Below are 18,094 nucleotides of genomic sequence, written 5' to 3' on the forward strand. Positions count from 1 at the left end.
ATCTACATTTTCTGTACTACCCTCATCGTAACAAGAGGAAACTAATCGTCGCGGCCGCGGCAATCGACAAAAAGTTGACGGCGTCATTGCCGAGAAAACGCCAGCCCGACACGTATACTGTCGGCTCACGATGATGCACTTTCTTCTCGGTCAACTTGCCGCACACGCGACATCGATATTTCCGTTGCACCGTGGCCCCAAGCAACGTGTCGACGACGCTGCCGCTCAATCCGAGGGCGATCAAGACGAGTGCGAACGTCACATCGATCGCGATAAACGGAAGCGAGGCGAGGATGATGACCGTGGCCCCGACGACCGACATGACCGTTCCGAACACGGACACCCCGCCGCTCGTGCCCGGTTCGACTTCACGGAGCGTCCGAATCGAGCGCGGCTTCTGCTTGGCGAGCACCCCGAACTCAGATCCCCACGTATCGCTCGTCGCCGCGGCGATTGAGGCGATATAGGCGAACAACCAGGCGTCGTTCGGCGCGATCACCATACCGAGCGCCGTCACCATGCCAATGCCCCCGTTGGCGAGCACTTGGACGAAATCACGGGGGCCCGACTTTTCAACAATCTCATCGACCGGTGCCTTGTCCCGGGCACGATATTTCGAGGCGAGCGACGATGTCGAAAAGAAGACACCGAGTAAATAGAGCCCGAACCACCCGAAGCCGTAGCCGATGACCGTCCCCGTCACGACCGTCAAGACGGCCCCGGAGCGGGTTAAGGAATGCAATCGATAGCCGGCAAAGGCCACCAGACAAGTTACAACGAAGATGGCGAACATAAAATCGTTTCCCTTTCCGTCACGATGAATTCGACAGGAATGTCGTGTGGCTCAATCGGGATCTCATCGAGCAGTTGGACGTCATAGGCCAACGCGATGGTCGTCCCTTCGTACGTGGCGAGATAGCGATCGTAATAGCCGCCTCCCCATCCAATCCGGTAACCAGCCCGGTCAAACACGCGGCCGGGCACGATACAGACGTCAATCGAGCGCGCCGTCGCTTCCGTCGTCGGCTCTAATATGTTCATGACGCCCGGCTCGAGGTCTTCTAGCGAGTGAATCTCATGGAACGTGAGTCCCTGTTTCGTAACTTTCGGCACGAACACCGCTTTTCCTGCCTGCCAGGCCAAGCGGATGAGCGGCAACGTGTCAATCTCTAAATCGAGGGCGAGCGTGACGGCCACCGTGTCCGCCTCTCGCCATGCCTTCAGTTCGGTCAATGTATGTATGATGACGCGGTCGCGGTCCGACCGATCGCCGAGTTCACGGATTTGACGGTGTACGTCTTGCCGCAATTGTTTTTTTTCAATCACTTCGATTCCCCCTTGTTCAAAAAAAAGGCCGCCACATGAGTGACGGCCAGTCTCATTATTTCACTTCGCGGTAAAGCGTGTGACGACGGAGACGTGGGTTGTATTTGCGCAATTCGAGGCGCTCTGGGTTGTTACGTTTGTTTTTCTTCGTGATGTACGTGCGATCGCCTGTTTCTGTGCAAGCTAGTGTGATTTTAACGCGCATTTCTTTCACTCCCATCTTACTAAATGTTGTATCAAGTGCTTTTGCTTTACAGTCTAAGCATACTCAATTATCCTACCAATTTTTATTTGAAAAAGCAAGGTTATTTCGTGTTCTTTTTCAAACGTTTTTGCCCGTATGGCGAAGCATCGAGCGGCAGGCAGGTTTTTACGTTATCGCCTATCGCATAGCGCATTCCGACTTCCTCGGTCGATAGTTGTTCGCAGATGTACACCGTGTCGGCTTCAGCGAGGACGCTGTTCTCGATTCGGTGAATCGCGTCGAACAGACCGCCGTGTCCGTGCGGATTGCGGGTCGTTTCAAAGGACAACATAGTTGAGTATAACGGAACGTGTAGTGCTTTCGCAAGCGAACGTGCCGCAGGAATCGTCATCCAATCAAATTGATGGATCGCTTTGAACGTGACTTTGGCCACGAGCTCATGCGCAAGTTTGACGTATGCCACGTTTTGGGCTGCGACTTGGTTCATCACGTGCTCTAAGAACGGGCTCGTCAGACGGACGCGGTACACGTGGACGTGGTTGTGACGTTCATACTCCGGCAACCCTTCCTTGAACGGGGTCAAGACGTACACCGTCTCGCCTTCCGCCGCCCGGGCTTCGACCTCGTCGATGACACGGCGTCCGAGATCACCGACGACGTTGCCTGTATATTCTGGCGTCAAGACGAGAATCGCCTCGCCTTCACTGCCACGTTCCTCAGTCACGTAATAGTCGTGCGGAGACAGGAACGTGTCGATGTCAATGTCCACATCATCAAGGAACGGATACGCGCGATAATGGTCGGCGAGTAGTTCATCCGATAACTTGTCTTGATACAGGGCGGTCTCGAGCTCAGCGAACAGGCGTGTGTGCTCGCGGAAGCGTTCGGCTGCATATTGGGCCGTCGTCTGTCCGTCGAGGATGAAGGCCCAGTCACTCGATACGGCGAGGACATAATGTCGCACGAGTTGGATGAGCGCCCGGTCGACGAGCGGTGAAGCGTGACGATAATCGGCCACGTCTTTGACGAGTTGCGTCTCCATCATGTGTAAGTGGCGGAGCATCCACTCGTTGCGCTCGTTAATCCACACATCACCGTAGCCTTTGCGTCCCCACGTGTTCATCGAGACGTGGACCGTCTCGAGGTCTTGGAAGTGGCGCTCGAGGAACAGCGCTGGCGTAATCGTCTCAATCCCGAACTCTTCGAGCCGCTCGGCGACTTTGCCGAGGAATTCAGGTCCTTCAAACCACCAATGACCGAACAGCTCGGCGTCAAACGGTGCCGTCACGAGGAACGGCGGGAACATTTGTCCACCATGGGCCTCGAGATGCCCTTCGAGCGTCTGTGCGAAATCAAGGGCGTGGTTGTCGATTTGATGTTCGGCCCAGCCACGGACATAATAGTCTTTCTCATCCGTGTCGCCGGTGATGCGGTGCATCTTCAAGCCTGTATCAAAACGAATGCCTTCCGGGTGCATGAACTTTTCGATATACGTCCAGTCACGATCATAGGCGAGGTCACGATAAAACTCGCGATAGTCAGGATGGCCCGGATACCCGATCATCGAGCTCCAAATTTTCCCGGAGATGATTTGGTCACGCGGGAACAAAGCGACGCCATGCGGCGAGTAGACCGGTGCCCCGATGCCTTTGTCCGGCGTCGGATCGGCATCGAGCAAGGCGTGCTCATCGACGAACGTATAGCGGACACCTTCTTCATACAAGATGCGGTCGACACCCGGGGTATAGGCACACTCCGGTAACCAGATTCCGGTTGGGCGGAACCCGTAATGACGCTCGAAGCAGTTCAAGCCGGTACGGATTTCCGCGCGAGCGGCCTGTTCCGTGAACAAATGCGGGTTGAAGCCGTGTGTCGCCGTACACGTGACCATATCGATGAACCCTTGCTCACGATATGTACGGAACGCATGGTTCAAGTTTTTCTCCCAGTGAAGGAACGTCGTTTTCAAATCGTTGTAGCGCTGACGATAAAAATGGAGCGTCTCGATTTCTGGTTCGCTCCGCTCTTCAGCGAGTTCGATGCCAATCAATTCGAGCATCTCATCCAAATGTTCCACGTAACGGTCTTGGACGAGCGGATCGGCGAGCATCTCGACGACGGGCGGTGAAATGCTGACCGTCCAATGGAGCGGCTTTTGCAGACGCTCGACTTGCCAAAGAATCGGAATATATGTCTCGGAGATGGCTTCATACACCCATCTCTCTTCTAAGCGATGTTTCTCTTCATGTCGCACGTACGGAAGGTGGGCATGAAGGACGAGTGAAAAATAACCTGGTTTCATCAAATAAATCCTCCTCAGCGCACGAATCGGTATGCAGAATATTTAGGTAGCGTGTCGAGCAGTTCAGGAGACTCGACTTCCCCGTATTGCCAACGTCGAACCGGTTCGGCGAAACGACCATGGCCGGCCGGCTCCGCCCGTGGCGTGTCGATCGGTGAAGTTGCGAGCAACGGAAGGAACTCCCCTTCCATCGTCCGAATCCCAAACTCGAACACGTACGTCGTGTTCGGATCGAGCGGTCGAACGAACCAGCTGTTCGTCATCTCCGGCAATTCGAACGTATACGACCGGTTCGCATGTCCGCTCGCGTAATCGAGCAATGTCACGTCGAGGATCCGGAACGCCTTCGGCAAATCTTCCCACGGACGCATGAACTGCATCGACAACGTCTCTTTGACGCTGTCCGACACTTCCCAGAAGACGTAGACCGCGTTCGGCGATTGAACGACCGCATGCATCACATCTTGATCGTAGCGGTCTGGGAGCTTCCAGAATCCGTCTGGACCTTTATCTAACAGCGGTGATTGGACTGGCAGCTCATGTTGCAGCGTCGAAGCGACCTGCGTCCCAGATGAGGCGGGTACTTGCTTCGATTTCGGTGTCATTGCTTTCTTCCCTTCGGTCTTTCTTTTTGGAGCGGCGGCTACCGGCTTGGCTGGTTCACCGTGTTGGGAACGCCATTTGCGCCAAGCGTACTGGACTTTCCCGATTGGCATGTCTAATTGTTCTGCAATCTGTTTTAACGTTAGTCCTTGTTGTTTCAAGGAAACGATTTTCTCTTCCATCTATTGTGGCTCCCTTCCTAAAAAAAATCCATGTGTTCTACTATTCGCCTCCAACCCGTGAATTCCTGCACAAAAAAAAGTAAAGAACAACTGGTCTGTTGTTCTTTACCACTCTTCTTACTGGTTTAAATCATAATGTTTCCCTTTTTCGAGGAAAATGAGGTGTTCCCCGAAATTTGTCACGTGATCGCCCATGCGTTCTAAATAGCGTGCGATGTTCGAAAACTCATAGACATCGTTCGTCCCGACAGCCATCGTCGGCACAGATCCCATGTATTGTTTGATGACCTGCAAGTTCAAGTCATCGATGACTTTGTCCATCTCGTTCAAGTCACGCACCCGGCTGACCTCGCCTTTACGATAAGCACGAGTCGCCAGCTCGAGCATGTCAATCAATTGCTCGGCCATCTGTTTGAGCGGCTTGATATCTAACACGTACGGGACGTGCTCGATGCGCGCAACGGCTTTGGCGATGTTTGTCGCATAGTCCGCGATGCGTTCAAGGTCTGTCGCCGACTTCATCGTCACGATCAAGCGACGAAGGTCGGTCGCGACCGGTTGTTGTTTCGCAATCAACAGAATCGCCTCGTCATTGATTTCGAGCTCGAGGTCATCGAGTTCGTTATCGTTGTCGATGACCGTCTGAGCGAGTACGAGGTCATGTTTTTCAAGCACTTCGATAGCCGTAGCCGTTTGACGCATCGTCAAATTCGCCAAGCGAACGACCTTGTCTTCTAATTCGTTTAACTTCGTATCAAAAAATGTGCGATTTTGTGCCATGATTGTCTCCCCTTCTTAACCGAACCGGCCAGAAATGTAATCTTCAGTCCTTTTGTCCGTTGGATTCGAGAAGATTTTATCGGTCGCATCGAACTCAACGACTTCTCCGTTCAAGAAGAACGCCGTCTTATCCGATACACGAGCTGCTTGCTGCATGTTGTGCGTGACAATGATAATCGAGTACTGCTCTTTCAACTCTTGGACGAGCTCTTCGACTTTTAATGTCGAGATCGGGTCGAGCGCTGACGTCGGCTCATCCATGAGGATAACGTCCGGTTCGATGGCGAGTGTGCGGGCAATGCAGAGACGTTGCTGCTGTCCACCCGAGAGGCCATAGGCGTTCTCGTTCAAGCGATCTTTCACTTCATCCCAAATCGCGGCGCCGCGAAGCGAGCGCTCGACGATTTCATCGAGTACTTTTTTGTTTTTGATGCCGTGTGTACGTGGCCCGTACGCCACGTTGTCATACACCGATTTCGGGAACGGGTTCGGCTGTTGGAACACCATGCCGACCGACGTGCGAAGATCTTCGACTTTATAATCGCGGTCAAAGATGTTGCGACCATGATACAAGATTTCACCGTTCGTACGGACAGACGGCACGAGCTCTACCATCCGATTCAACGTCTTGATGAACGTCGACTTCCCGCAACCCGACGGACCGATGATGGCCGTCACTTCGTTTTTCTTGATGTCGAGGTTGACGTCGATCAACGCTTGATCGTCGCCATACCATAAATTCAAGTTGTTCACGACATAGGCACTTTCTTTTTGCATCACCGTTTCGTTCGGTTGAGTCGTCGTTGTATTCACTTCATGATCTCCTTTGAGTTCTTTTTGTTTCATCATCTCGAGAGTCCTCCTCGTTTACTGCTATGACTTAATGTCGGTTCGTGTACTTGTTACGGATATAGATGGCAGCCGAGTTCATGATGATCAACATCGTCATCAATACAATGATTCCGGCAGCGGCTAAGTTTTGGAATTCGGCTTGCGGACGGCTCGTCCAGTTGTAGATTTGAATCGGGAGCGCTGTGAAATCAGAGAACACATTGCTCGGCGTCGTCGAAATGAACGTCGCCGCTCCGACCATGATCAATGGGGCTGTTTCCCCGATTGCTCGCGATATGGCCAAGATGATTCCCGTGATAATCCCTGGAATCGCCGATGGCAAGACGACGTTGAACGTCGTCTGCCACTTCGAGGCTCCGAGTGCGAGCGACGCGTGGCGCAATTCCATCTTGACGGAACGGAGCGCTTCTTGTGACGCGACGATAACAATCGGTAAACTCATCAGCCCAAGCGTCAAGGCACCGGCCATAATCGAGTTGCCGAGTTCCATTACACGCACAAAAATCGTCAACCCGAGCAATCCGAAAACGATTGACGGAACACCAGCCAAGTTCGAAATATTCACTTCGATAAATGACGTGACACGGTTTTTTGGCGCGTACTCTTCAAGATAAATCGCGGCACCAACACCGACGATAAATACCATCGGCACGATGAGGAACATCAACCATAACGTCCCGATCAAGGCTGGATAGAGACCGGCCTGTTCCGGACGACGGGATGGGAAGTTGCGGAGGAAGTCCAAGTTCACCCAGCCGCCACCTTTAGAGACGACGTCATAAATCAACGTCGATAATACGAGCAGGGCAAAGACGAGTCCTGCTAAAAAGACGTACTTAAAGATTTCATTTAATTGGAGACGACGTTTAATCCGTTGTGAAACGGAATCACGGTCCATCAAGTTCTTCGTATTCTTGAACTCACTGTTCGGCAATGCCATATTAGTACTCCTCTCTGAAGCGGCGCGTCACCCAGTTCGCGAATAAGTTCATCACGAGCGTAAAGATGAACAACAATGCGCCGACCGCATAGATGCTATAGTATTCGATTGTTCCGTAGCCTGCATCACCTTTGGCGATTTGGACGATATAAGCCGTCATCGTTTGAATCGCGTTCAGCGGGTTGAACTCGAAGTTCGGTTGTGACCCACCCGCGATTGTTACGATCATCGTCTCACCGACGGCACGGCTCATCCCAAGGACGATTGAGGCGATAATCCCTGACAGCGCGGCCGGCATGACGACTTTGATGGCAACTTCCAAACGTGTTGCGCCAAGGCCGAGCGCACCTTCACGAATCTTTTTCGGAACGGCGCTCATCGCGTCTTCCGAAATCGATGCAATCATTGGGATAATCATAATCCCGACGACAATCCCCGGACTAAGCGCGTTATAAATCTTTAATCCAGGAATGATCGCTTGCAAGATTGGTGTGACGAACGACAAGGCGAAAAATCCAAAGACAATCGTCGGTACACCGGCGAGTACTTCAAGAATCGGCTTCAAAATCGTGCGAGCACGTTCAGACGCATATTCGCTCAAATAAATCGCTGACGCCAAACCAAGCGGTACAGCAACAATCATGGCAATGACCGTAATCTGGAGCGTTCCCATGACGAGGGCCCAGACGCCGAAACGTTGATCGGCACTAAGCGGATACCATTCCGTCGAGCCTAAAAACTCGGCGACCGGTACGCGCTCAAAAAACTTGAACAGTTCGAAACCGAGTGTGAACGCGATGCCGACCGTCGTGACGACTGAAACGAATGCGCTCAAGAATAATAAGAACGGCATGACTTTATCAAACACGTTCGTCGTACTGTATTTCTTTTTCTTATTGGTTTCAATCATCTCTCGAATTGAGAACCCTTTGTTTGGTTGATTCATCTCGTGTATCGCTCCCTACCTCTTCATACTAGAAAGCACGGCGAGAAGGCGAGAGCGACTCTCACCTTCTGCCTTCTGCGCTATTATTCGCCAGCAATCTCGTCGATTACTTCAGCGTTCTCATCATATCGTGCTTGTTCCATTCCGACATACCCGACTTCTTCAGCAAGTACCGCCGCATTTTCATTCAAGAAGCGTGTGTAGTCGGCGACTTGTGGCTTGTCTTTCAATGACGCATTGTTCACGTATGTGTAAATCTCACGTGAGAGCGGGTAAGACAAATCGTTGATCGTATCAGTCGTCGGCTCGATGCCTTCGACGTTCAACGCGCGAAGCGTATCTTGGTTTTCAATATAGTATGCGTAACCGAAGAATCCGATTGCACCTTTCGTGCCGGCGACACCAGTCACGAGGACGTTGTCGTCTTCTGACAACTGTGCGTCTTCACGGATGTCCGTGTCTTCAAGGACCGCTTCGTTGAAGAAATCGAACGTACCTGAGTCTTTACCTGGTGAGAAGAATGAGATTTCTTCATCCGGCCAGTCTGAGCGAACGTCTTTCCATGTCTTCACATTTGTATCTGTCCACATCTTGTTAAGTTCTTCAATCGTGATATCTTGCGCCCAATCGTTCTCTGGGTTGACGACGAGCGAAAGACCATCGAGTGCGACAGCGAGTTGCGTGTACTCGACACCGTTCTTCTCGGCTTCAGCCGCTTCTTCTTCTTTGATTTCACGTGATGCGTTCGAGAAGTCCGTCTCGCCTGTTACGAAACGTTTGAATCCGCCACCCGTACCAGAGACACCGACCGTGACTTCAACGTCTGGCTGTTCAGCTGAATATTCTTCGGCTACGGCTTCCATGATCGGGAAGACTGTTGACGAACCGTCCATGACGACTTTACCTGAAAGTCCTTCACCGTCGGCTGCGCCGCCCTCTTCATTGTTCCCACACGCGGCACCGATAACGGCCACCGAAGTAATTGAAGCGACTAAAGCTGATTTTTTCATCCAAGACATTTCTGACGTCCTCCTTGAGTTTGCTTTGATTTATGTTGTGGCTTCGTTGTTCTGTCCTACAATTAACATCCTAATAAACTACTATTAACGAGAAATAAACGGAACGTAAAAGAATTGTAAAGACGAAAAAAAGAAGCCACCGAAGTGACTTCTTTATTGAATCTGTGCTTGGACGTCTTCTAAGTCAAAATACGCCTTCATGATGTCGTGCGCGACACGGGTGTTGATCCCTTCCGCCTCGAGGCCTGGCATGATGATGGCCCAAGCGATTTCCGGGTCATCATATGGAGCCCAGCCGACGTGGTTCGAGTTGAGTGTCTTAATCGGTTCACCGTTCGCGTTTCGCTTCGCTTGACCATCTGGCCCTTCCGCGATCGCTTGAGCGGTACCGGTCTTACCGGCCGCCGTGATTCCCGTCTGTTGCAGGATACGAGACGTTCCACTCTCGACCCCTTGCCGGAATCCTTGGCGCGCCCGTTGAAGAAATTCATCACGAATATCGACTTTATTGAGCGCGTTCGGTTGGAACGTGCTGACGACTTGCTTGTTCGCTTCGTCGAGCGAGCCAGGTTCGATGATTTCTTTCAAGAGATGCGGTTGAATCCGGTATCCGCCGTTCGCAAGCGTCGACGTATACTGCGCCAATTGAATCGGCGTGTATGAGATGAACTGACCAATCGACATATCCATGAGGAGCGTAACACGGTCCGGTACGCTACGGAATCCGATTGATTCATATGGGAGGTCGATCCCTGTCTCAATCCCGAGTCCGAACTGCTTATAGTAATGTTCCATCGTATTGAATGCCTCGGTCACGTTCTCTCCGACGATTTGGCCGGTCGAGTAGTAATCGGCGAGCCGCAGGGCAATTTGGAACATATAAATGTTCGATGATAACGCGAGGGCATCAAGGTCGTTGATGTTCCCCATGTTCCGGTACGACGACTTGAGTGACGAACCGATACGAATCGGCGTGTCATAAATATATTCACCCGGTTGGATGACTTCTTCTTCAAGTCCGAACGCGACCGTCGCTCCCTTGATTGTCGAGCCGATTTGACTCGCCCGCAGGACCGTCCCGGTCGAGACGTCTTTGAATTCGTTCGTTTCATAGTCGAGCTCTTGTCCCGAGAGGGCGAGCAATTCACCCGTTTGCGGGTTCATGACGACGGCGAAGGCACGGTCAAAGTGCGGGCTGCCCGAGCGGCCGGCTCGAATCGCTTTCTTCAAAATCTCATCGATTTCTTTTTGGAATTCGATGTCCGTCGACAAGATGATATCTTTCCCTGGGTTCCCGCTAACGCGAGTCGGTTCTCCGACCGGTTCCCCTTTATACGTCGTGAAGACGTCATAGGCCGGGGTCCCGCGTAGCACGTCCTCATACTGTTGTTCGAGATAAGACGTTCCGACCCGATCATTCAAGCCATACCCTTTCGCTTGATACGAAGCGCGCTGCTCGGCTGGGATTTGACGATAACTTCCGAGGAAGCTTTGGAACGTCTCACCGAACGGATAATCCCGCTGATAATACGGTTCGACACTGACGCCAGGGAGCAGTTCCAAGTTTTCTTCAATCAGTGCCATTTCTTTTGGAGACGCCCCGATTTTAATGACTTGTGGGTCGAGCGCATAGCCTGACTCCATGTTATGTTTGATAGCGATGATTTCTTCGGTCGCATCATCAAACGTGATTTCCGCGTCCGTGATGGAATCGAGCAACAACTGGTCGACGTCTTGGTTCGACAAGGCGGCCCGTTCTTCTTCCGATAAATCAGCCAACAGGTTTTGGACCCGTTCTTGCGAGCGCTCCGGATCGATGGCAATCCAATAATCCTTGCGGTCCCGCTCCGTCACTTTACGGTCCTTCTCCGGCACGTCGACGATTTCCGCGAGCTTGATGGCGACTTCGAGCCGCTCTTCCGTCTTCGTCACTTGCGACCGGCGATACATGACCGAGTAGTTCGAGATGGTGTCGGCGAGCACTTGGCCGTTGCGGTCATAGATTTTACCGCGCGGTACCTCGTACTTGATTTTGCTTGATTCGGTCTTCTGAACTTCACGGGCAATCAACTCACCGTTGACGATTTGGACGACGCCTAAACGGAAAATGAGTGTCGCGAATAAGATGAAGACGATAAAGAACAATAAGTTCAATCGCAACGGAAGGTGGTTGCGCCGTTTCTTCGGCACTTTCACACGGTTTCTGGCCAATTCAGTTGTCTCCTTTCTGATTCAATTCCTTCTATAAGTATAGGTAACGTATATGTCAGTGTTATTTCTATTTTTCGACTCGATTTTCACTATATCATAATTTGTTTACAAAATAATGAAATGTAGAAAAAATCCCGAGATTCAATCGAATCCCGGGACAGTGTAATTATTTTGCGTCTGCGTAGAGCTTCGCGACGTAATCCCAGTCGATGACATGGAAGAACGCTTGAATGTAATCCGGACGACGGTTTTGATAATTCAAGTAGTACGCATGCTCCCAAACATCGAGACCGAGGATTGGCTGAACGCCTTCCATGATCGGTGAATCTTGGTTTGGAGTCGATGTGACTTCGAGTTTGCCGTTTTTCACGACGAGCCAAGCCCAACCAGAGCCGAAGCGTGTTGTCGCTGCTTTCGTGAACTCCTCTTTGAACGCGTCGAAGCTGCCGAACGCTTCGTCGATTGCAGAAGCGAGTTCGCCCGTCGGAGCACCGTTCTCGTTCTTCTTCAACAATTTCCAGAAGAATGAGTGGTTCCAGTGACCGCCACCGTTGTTGCGGACCGCTGTTTGAATGTCAGCAGGAAGTGAATCGAGGTTTTGAAGCAACTCTTCGAGTGAAGAGTAGTTCACGTCTTTTCCTTCGAGTGCATTGTTTACGTTCGTGACGTAAGTGTTGTGGTGTTTCGTGTGGTGGATTTCCATCGTGCGTGCGTCAATGTGTGGTTCAAGTGCATCGTATGCGTAATCAAGTTGTGGTAATTCAAATTTAGCCATAACTAAAATCCCCCTTTAAATTGGTTTGAACAACGTTCGTTTTAAATGTAACAGATTTGTGACGGTCGACTCAATTGTAATGCTTCACTCGACGTCTTGTTCAGGTAACGCCCAAACCGAAATCGAACCTGCCGCTACTTTAAATACCCCATGTCCGTCTTCATCAATCTCAACGACCTCATCGACGGTCTGTGTCAAATCGACCCATTTCTCGCCGGCACGGTGCTCGCCGACGAACATCTGTTTCTCGGCTGCTTCACTGTTCGAGATGAGGACAGCACAACCCGAACGCTCGATCTCCTCGACACCTTGACGGACCCAACCGATGACGTGTTCGTCATCGAAGTAGTCGTCCTGTTGACCGTACGCTTTCTCCCGGCGTGCATAAAGGAGCGGATCGATTGCCACTTTCTTCCCATCGGCCGGGTGCGGTCCGTTGATGCCGTAGTAGTCCCCATAGAACACACAAGGGTACCCGTCTTGGCGAAGCAAGATTAAACCGTAGGCGATTTGTTTGAACCAATCTTCGACCCATGACTCGAGTGCTTCCGCCGGTTGTGAATCGTGGTTATCGACGAACGTCACTGAGTGGAGCGGGTGGGACTGGACGAGCGTATCGTCAAAGATCGTCCGCATATCGAACGATTCTCCTTCTGTCGAGGCACGCTGCAAGTTGTAATGGAGCGGCACGTCGAACAAATCGACGTGATAATCGATGTTGTCGAGGAACTCACGGCATGCATCGAGCTCTGACTTCCAGAACTCACCGACCAAGTAGAAGTTGTCGCCTTTTTCAGCTTTCATTTTCTGGCTGAACTCTTTAACGAAATCATAGTTGATGTGTTTGATGGCATCGAGTCGGAACCCGTCGCACTGCGTCTCTTCGATAAACCACTTGCCCCAGCTAAGAACTTCTTCACGGACTTCTGGGTGGTGATAATCGATATTGGCGAACATCAAATAGTCATAGACACCGAACTCGTCATCGACGTTGTCGTTCCATTTTTTGTTTTCACCGAGGATGAAGAAGATACCGCTATGGTCGTTCGCAGCGTCATAATCTGTACCGTTAAAGTGATGGAAGTTCCATTTGAAAGAGGAATGTTTGTCGTTTCGACCTTCGAAATCAAACTTGGTCCAGCCTTCAATTTCGAACGGCTCTTCTGACAGCACTTTCGTGCGATCTTCCGGGTCGACTTCGAGCACATCGAACTTCTCGGTCGCATCGGCCCCGGCTTTATGGTTTAAGACGACATCCATATAGACTTGCATTCCAAGTTCTTGGGCATGCTTCGTCGCCTCGAGTAATTCCTCTTTTGTTCCGTATTTGGTCGCGACCGTTCCTTTTTGGTCAAACTCCCCTAAATCATACAAATCGTACACGCCATATCCCGTATCCTCGTCGCTCTGTCCTTTCGTGACAGGGGGCAACCATAATGCGGTAATTCCGACTTCCTTCAATTCAGAAGCTCGTTCTTTCAATCGCTTCCAATGTTTCTGGTCAGCCGGGACGTGCCATTCAAAAAATTGCATCATCGTATGATTTCGTTCCATCTCGCTTCGCCTCATTTCATATTTTTCAAAAAACAAAATGCTAACGGATATTTACCCAGGACTTCAAGTTTGAAAACTAAAAATGAAAACAAAAAACAGCTTTCATCAGAAAGCTGTTCACAAAATGGACCCTGTAGGACTTGAACCTACGACCGGACGGTTATGAGCCGTCTGCTCTAACCAGCTGAGCTAAGGGTCCTTTATTGGTAGCGGCGGAGGGAGTCGAACCCACGACCTCACGGGTATGAACCGTACGCTCTAGCCAGCTGAGCTACACCGCCACGTTGTTATACAGTAATAATATACTGAATGAACGCGTCACTGTCAATCAAAAGTCACATTGAACCAAAAAGTCCCTCCGTCTCAAATGAGCCGGAAGGACCGTTGGATTAGACTGTTGCTTCGTTTCTATCTTCAAGCGTGATTTCTGTGATGTTCATGGCGTGGTCACCGATTCGCTCCAAGTTCGAGAGCATATCGACGAAGAACATTCCGGCTTGGCCGTCACACTCGCCTGTATTCAAGCGGACGACGTGATTTTTACGGAACTGACGCTCCAGCATATCGAGTTTCGCTTCCATCTCGATGACTTGACGCGCTTCGACCATGTCTCCGCTCGCCAACGTTTGAAGTGACTTCTCGAGCGTGGCCCGTGTCAAATCGTACATTTCCGTCAACTCTTTCTGAGCACCGGTCGATAGTGTGACACGTGTCGCCGTCTTATAATCGATCAATTCGATAATATTCTCGACGTGGTCACCGATTCGCTCGATATCGTTGATGGCATGCATGAGTGTCTTATGTTCTTGTGATTCTTGCTCCGTCAAATCAACGGCAGCGAGTTTCACGAGGTAATCTGTGATTTTTGAGTTAAGCGAGTTGAGCGCCTCTTCAATGTGCGCTGACTTCTCGGCATGTTTCTTATCGCCAGTCGTCATGTAGTTGCGCGCTTCATCAAGGCCAAGTTTTGCGAAGTCGCCCATGCGGATGACTTCAAACTTCGCTTGTTCGACGGCAATCGATGGTGACTGTTGGATGAAGATTGGATCCAAATGCTGTGCTTTCGTATCGACGATTGAATCTTCACCAGGAACCATTTTCGTTACGATCCAAGCAATCGTTCCGATGAACCAAAACTGGATGAACGTGTTGACGACGTTGAACGTCCCGTGGGCGAAGGCGATTTGCATCTTGTCTTCAATCGCTAAAACATCTGTGATCCAGTAAATATATTGTGTGAACGGGATCAACAAGATCATGAAGATCGTCGTCCCGACAATGTTAAAGATGACGTGGGCTGCTGCCGCACGACGGGCTGCTACCGAAGCACCGATTGAAGCGAGTACCGCTGTAATCGTTGTCCCGATGTTGTCTCCGAACAAGACCGGAAGTGCCGCGTCCAAGTCGATTGATCCACCGGCATACAACTCTTGCAAAATCCCGATCGTTGCTGATGACGATTGAACGATGACGGTAAACACCGTACCGACGACGACACCGAGGAACGGGTTGTCACTCATCGATTGCGTCAAGTCGATGAAGTATTCGCTCGAACGGAGCGGCTTCATGCCGCTTCCCATAAGTTCAAGACCGTAAAACAGCATCCCGAAACCGAAGAAGATTTGACCCAAATGTTGCAATTTCTCTTTTTTAAAGAAGAAAAGAAGAATCGCACCGATAGCGATAATCGGCAACGCGTAGGCGCCGACATCGAAACCGATGATGAACGCGGTCACTGTCGTCCCGATGTTCGCCCCCATGATGACCCCGATTGCTTGACGGAGCGTCATGAACCCGGCGCTGACAAGACCGACCGTGATGACAGTCGTACCTGACGATGACTGAATCAAGACTGTTACAATGATACCAGCTAGTACTCCGAGGAACGGATTCGATGTATACTTATCAAGGATGTCACGCAGGCGGTTACCTGCTGACTTTTGGAGGCCGTCTCCCATCGATTTGATACCGAAGAGGAAGATCCCTAATCCTCCAAAAAACATGAATAACATTTCTTGCAAATTGTATTCCACGATTTTTGTACTCCTTTTGATTGTGAATTAGTTGTGTTTGCTTGGTTTTTAATGCCCTACTCATTATGCCCGCATCACCCATTCGATGTAAACAGGTTTAATGTTAAGGTTTTATTAAACCACTGTATGATTTTTGTTTGTTTTTCTAGTTTTGTACTATAACAGATTGGAGTTCCATTTATGTTCAAGACAACGATTCAGTTTATCCGCCATAGCCTTTACCCGTCCAAGCAGGCGTTACGTCTCCGCTTGGCCCCACTCCACGCCTATATGATGGCGAGTTTAGTGTTGACGTTGACCGTCACGGCACTCGATTACATCGTGTTACAACCAAATTTCTTTTGGCCGATGTGGTTGTTCTTACATGCGTTTGCGATTTTCTTCTTCTATATGGGACTCGTCGCCCTCAGTGCCCTCCTCGTCCAACTCGTCACGAAATGGCGTACGAAAAAGATGTGGCCGTATCGCCAAGCTTGGCCGTATGCGGTCGCGATGTCGCTCATTCCGACAGTCAGTCTCATCGTCCTGTATCACGTTTCGCCGTCCGCGTCGTGGTTCGGGATTCTTCTATTATTCATTTATGTAGTCGTTCCATTATCGCTAATCCCGATTAAACGAACATCATAAAACAAGGCCGGATGAACGCTTCTATGCGCTCGTCCGGCCTTGTTTATTGGAGTGGTGCCAAATCATGCAAGACGTCGTGAAGACGTTCGCTTTGATTGCCGAGATGGGTTCCTGCCATTTGTAAAGCTCGTTGTGTATCCGTCCATTCTTCGACACCGTCTTGTAAGTCATGCAGTTTTTGCTCGAGCATCATTCCGATTTCGGTCAATTGACCATTCGCTTCCGCCATTTCAAGCAACTGCTGTCCGGTCAGCGATGTCTGTTCCGTGATCGCTTGGAATTGGCTCATTTGTTTTGTGACCTCATGATCAATTTTCTCGATCCCCGCTTCGACATTACGCAATGCCGCCCCTAATGATTTAATGTCGGATTCGAAGCGTTCCATTTCCATGAACACTTCGCTTCGTTCTTGCCGAATGGCTTCAATCGTAGCCACAGCGGATAACGTCGATTCGTTCGTTATTTTCGCCAACTGTCCGACTTCGCTGGCGACAACGGCAAATCCTTTACCATGTTCACCGGCACGTGCTGCTTCAATCGAGGCGTTGAGCGCTAACATTTTCGTCGCAGCCGCGACAGAAAGGATTTTCTTTAGCGCATCATCCGCTCGCTCTGATGTCGCCTCGCTGTCTAATAATCGTTGCTGGACCGCTGCCGCTTTGATGGCAAACGATTCACTCGCTCCTTTGACGCTCGAGAACGATTCCATTTCTGACGCAATCGTTCGATTTAGTAACTCTGTCCGTTGATCGATTGCAGCGATATCTTTTTCGAATGAACGAACGTGGGCAGCGATATCGGTAAACCGATGGGTCGACTCGGTCGTGAACGACTGGTAAGACTGACTTGTCAGCGCGACCGTGGCCGCTACTTCCTTAAAGCCCACGATTTGCTGTTCATTCGCCTCCAGTTGTCTTCTGAACAGCGGCAAGCTTGATTCGAATGCTGTTGACGTCTCGGTCATCGTCACGAGCGAGCGCGTCCATAATCCAATTAACGTATTGTATGCCTGCTCTAGACTTCGCATTTCAATTGAGTTGGCGTCTAATGTGACTGCTGTGAATGAGCGCGTCGCCACCGACTCACGCAATCGTTCGGCAAACTGCGTCAACGGCTTGACCTCATGACGAATCATGACGGCAAACAAGCCAATCATGAACACGAGCATACTGATCAGGCCAACGAAGACGATTTCTCGTAGTGCCCACATCGAACCGAGTACCGACTGTTTCGTCACAACAATGATGTAATGAGCCTGAAGTTCAGGAATCGGCGTCGCAACGATAAACTCATCATGTTGATCACTGACACTCACGTCTTCCACTAAAATCTCATCTAGGCGATTGCTAAACCGGTCTTCAACTTTTTTCCCGCTCAATTTTTCGATATTATCATTGGTCACCAAATACTGACTCGCTTCGAGTCCGTCTGCAGCTAGGATCGAAGCCTGTTGCATATACGTCGACTTTAAAGAACGGGTTAACATCTTTTCGTTCGCGACATACGCCCCATACGTCGTCTTGATTGTCTCCCGCATCACAGTCGCTTCTCGATGCAACCGTTTTTCGATTTCGTCGGTCATCAACTGTTCGGCTTTCATGGCGAACCAACCGAATACAATTGAAAATGATATGAGCATGATTGGCATCAACGTCCAAGTCAACCGACTTGCCATCGTCCACTCGTTTCGACGCTTCATCCTCTTCAATCGTTTAAATCGCTTCAACATCCTTCATTCC

The 18,094-nt window shown here is 50.5% G+C and carries 16 protein-coding genes and 2 tRNA genes; 1 reads left to right on the top strand and 17 read right to left on the bottom strand.

All coding sequences use genetic code 11. From position 1 onward, the window contains the following. Window positions 1-22: 22 nt before the first annotated feature. From KNP72_RS01145 to KNP72_RS01220, 16 genes are all read right to left on the bottom strand, one after another. The gene (locus tag KNP72_RS01145) at window positions 23-793 is read right to left on the bottom strand and encodes a DUF92 domain-containing protein (protein WP_214831856.1); all 771 of its coding nucleotides are present in this window, start codon (window positions 791-793) and stop codon (window positions 23-25) included. Further along, window positions 772-1,326 carry a 5-formyltetrahydrofolate cyclo-ligase gene (locus tag KNP72_RS01150; protein WP_214753252.1) on the bottom strand — a complete coding sequence of 185 codons (555 nt, stop codon included), beginning with the start codon at window positions 1,324-1,326 and terminating at the stop codon, window positions 772-774. Before KNP72_RS01150 ends, KNP72_RS01145 begins: the two co-directional genes overlap by 22 nt. A gap of 55 nt (window positions 1,327-1,381) precedes the next feature. Beyond that, window positions 1,382-1,546: a 50S ribosomal protein L33 gene (rpmG, locus tag KNP72_RS01155; RefSeq protein ID WP_255313299.1), complete on the bottom strand. Its 165-nt coding sequence runs from the start codon at window positions 1,544-1,546 to the stop codon at window positions 1,382-1,384. A gap of 85 nt (window positions 1,547-1,631) precedes the next feature. Then, window positions 1,632-3,833 (bottom strand): 1,4-alpha-glucan branching protein domain-containing protein, encoded by a 2,202-nt coding sequence (locus KNP72_RS01160; RefSeq protein ID WP_214831857.1) that lies wholly within the window; start codon window positions 3,831-3,833, stop codon window positions 1,632-1,634. Between the two features lie 14 nt (window positions 3,834-3,847). Next, window positions 3,848-4,618 (bottom strand): DUF4912 domain-containing protein, encoded by a 771-nt coding sequence (locus KNP72_RS01165; RefSeq protein ID WP_029595247.1) that lies wholly within the window; start codon window positions 4,616-4,618, stop codon window positions 3,848-3,850. A 117-nt stretch (window positions 4,619-4,735) separates the two neighbouring features. After that, window positions 4,736-5,398: a phosphate signaling complex protein PhoU gene (gene phoU, locus KNP72_RS01170; RefSeq protein WP_021065727.1), complete on the bottom strand. Its 663-nt coding sequence runs from the start codon at window positions 5,396-5,398 to the stop codon at window positions 4,736-4,738. A gap of 15 nt (window positions 5,399-5,413) precedes the next feature. Then, the gene (gene pstB / locus KNP72_RS01175; protein ID WP_052013661.1) at window positions 5,414-6,175 is read right to left on the bottom strand and encodes a phosphate ABC transporter ATP-binding protein PstB; all 762 of its coding nucleotides are present in this window, start codon (window positions 6,173-6,175) and stop codon (window positions 5,414-5,416) included. Window positions 6,176-6,278: 103 nt separating this feature from the next. Beyond that, the gene (pstA, locus tag KNP72_RS01180) at window positions 6,279-7,190 is read right to left on the bottom strand and encodes a phosphate ABC transporter permease PstA (RefSeq protein WP_214717374.1); all 912 of its coding nucleotides are present in this window, start codon (window positions 7,188-7,190) and stop codon (window positions 6,279-6,281) included. Between the two features lies 1 nt (window position 7,191). Further along, window positions 7,192-8,136, bottom strand: coding sequence for a phosphate ABC transporter permease subunit PstC (gene pstC, locus KNP72_RS01185; protein ID WP_214717376.1), 945 nt, complete (start codon window positions 8,134-8,136; stop codon window positions 7,192-7,194). An 83-nt stretch (window positions 8,137-8,219) separates the two neighbouring features. Continuing rightward, complete coding sequence (locus KNP72_RS01190) at window positions 8,220-9,155, bottom strand: PstS family phosphate ABC transporter substrate-binding protein (protein ID WP_029595243.1); 936 nt, start codon at window positions 9,153-9,155, stop codon at window positions 8,220-8,222. A 153-nt stretch (window positions 9,156-9,308) separates the two neighbouring features. After that, window positions 9,309-11,366, bottom strand: a complete 2,058-nt coding sequence (locus tag KNP72_RS01195; protein ID WP_198662263.1) for a peptidoglycan D,D-transpeptidase FtsI family protein — start codon at window positions 11,364-11,366, stop codon at window positions 9,309-9,311. A gap of 166 nt (window positions 11,367-11,532) precedes the next feature. Then, window positions 11,533-12,141: a superoxide dismutase gene (locus KNP72_RS01200; RefSeq protein WP_021065721.1), complete on the bottom strand. Its 609-nt coding sequence runs from the start codon at window positions 12,139-12,141 to the stop codon at window positions 11,533-11,535. Window positions 12,142-12,225: 84 nt separating this feature from the next. After that, window positions 12,226-13,695, bottom strand: coding sequence for an alpha-amylase (locus tag KNP72_RS01205; RefSeq protein ID WP_021065720.1), 1,470 nt, complete (start codon window positions 13,693-13,695; stop codon window positions 12,226-12,228). A gap of 125 nt (window positions 13,696-13,820) precedes the next feature. Further along, window positions 13,821-13,894: transfer RNA gene (locus KNP72_RS01210), tRNA-Ile, on the bottom strand. A 5-nt stretch (window positions 13,895-13,899) separates the two neighbouring features. Continuing rightward, window positions 13,900-13,976 (bottom strand) — tRNA-Met (locus KNP72_RS01215). Between the two features lie 108 nt (window positions 13,977-14,084). Continuing rightward, complete coding sequence (locus tag KNP72_RS01220; RefSeq protein ID WP_214714620.1) at window positions 14,085-15,728, bottom strand: Na/Pi cotransporter family protein; 1,644 nt, start codon at window positions 15,726-15,728, stop codon at window positions 14,085-14,087. A gap of 180 nt (window positions 15,729-15,908) precedes the next feature. Between KNP72_RS01220 and KNP72_RS01225 the strand changes: the two genes are divergently transcribed. Continuing rightward, complete coding sequence (locus tag KNP72_RS01225) at window positions 15,909-16,355, top strand: hypothetical protein (protein ID WP_251128804.1); 447 nt, start codon at window positions 15,909-15,911, stop codon at window positions 16,353-16,355. A gap of 43 nt (window positions 16,356-16,398) precedes the next feature. Here the strand turns inward: KNP72_RS01225 and KNP72_RS01230 are convergent, their stop codons facing one another. Continuing rightward, the gene (locus KNP72_RS01230) at window positions 16,399-18,054 is read right to left on the bottom strand and encodes a methyl-accepting chemotaxis protein (protein WP_251128805.1); all 1,656 of its coding nucleotides are present in this window, start codon (window positions 18,052-18,054) and stop codon (window positions 16,399-16,401) included. Window positions 18,055-18,094: the final 40 nt, after the last annotated feature.

Origin of the sequence: Exiguobacterium sp. s152 (genome assembly GCF_018618335.1) — a bacterium.
Classification (GTDB): Bacteria; Bacillota; Bacilli; order Exiguobacteriales; family Exiguobacteriaceae; genus Exiguobacterium; species Exiguobacterium chiriqhucha.

What these genes read in the sequence shown, in the direction of transcription:
- KNP72_RS01145 (WP_214831856.1), bottom strand. Translation starts at nt 793, where the DNA reads ATGTTCGCCATCTTCGTTGTAACTTGTCTGGTGGCCTTTGCCGGCTAT.
- rpmG (WP_255313299.1), bottom strand. Translation starts at nt 1,546, where the DNA reads ATGGGAGTGAAAGAAATGCGCGTTAAAATCACACTAGCTTGCACAGAA.
- KNP72_RS01160 (WP_214831857.1), bottom strand. Translation starts at nt 3,833, where the DNA reads ATGAAACCAGGTTATTTTTCACTCGTCCTTCATGCCCACCTTCCGTAC.
- KNP72_RS01165 (WP_029595247.1), bottom strand. Translation starts at nt 4,618, where the DNA reads ATGGAAGAGAAAATCGTTTCCTTGAAACAACAAGGACTAACGTTAAAA.
- phoU (WP_021065727.1), bottom strand. Translation starts at nt 5,398, where the DNA reads ATGGCACAAAATCGCACATTTTTTGATACGAAGTTAAACGAATTAGAA.
- pstB (WP_052013661.1), bottom strand. Translation starts at nt 6,175, where the DNA reads ATGCAAAAAGAAAGTGCCTATGTCGTGAACAACTTGAATTTATGGTAT.
- pstA (WP_214717374.1), bottom strand. Translation starts at nt 7,190, where the DNA reads ATGGCATTGCCGAACAGTGAGTTCAAGAATACGAAGAACTTGATGGAC.
- pstC (WP_214717376.1), bottom strand. Translation starts at nt 8,136, where the DNA reads ATGAATCAACCAAACAAAGGGTTCTCAATTCGAGAGATGATTGAAACC.
- KNP72_RS01190 (WP_029595243.1), bottom strand. Translation starts at nt 9,155, where the DNA reads ATGTCTTGGATGAAAAAATCAGCTTTAGTCGCTTCAATTACTTCGGTG.
- KNP72_RS01200 (WP_021065721.1), bottom strand. Translation starts at nt 12,141, where the DNA reads ATGGCTAAATTTGAATTACCACAACTTGATTACGCATACGATGCACTT.
- KNP72_RS01205 (WP_021065720.1), bottom strand. Translation starts at nt 13,695, where the DNA reads ATGGAACGAAATCATACGATGATGCAATTTTTTGAATGGCACGTCCCG.
- KNP72_RS01225 (WP_251128804.1), top strand. Translation starts at nt 15,909, where the DNA reads ATGTTCAAGACAACGATTCAGTTTATCCGCCATAGCCTTTACCCGTCC.
- KNP72_RS01230 (WP_251128805.1), bottom strand. Translation starts at nt 18,054, where the DNA reads ATGAAGCGTCGAAACGAGTGGACGATGGCAAGTCGGTTGACTTGGACG.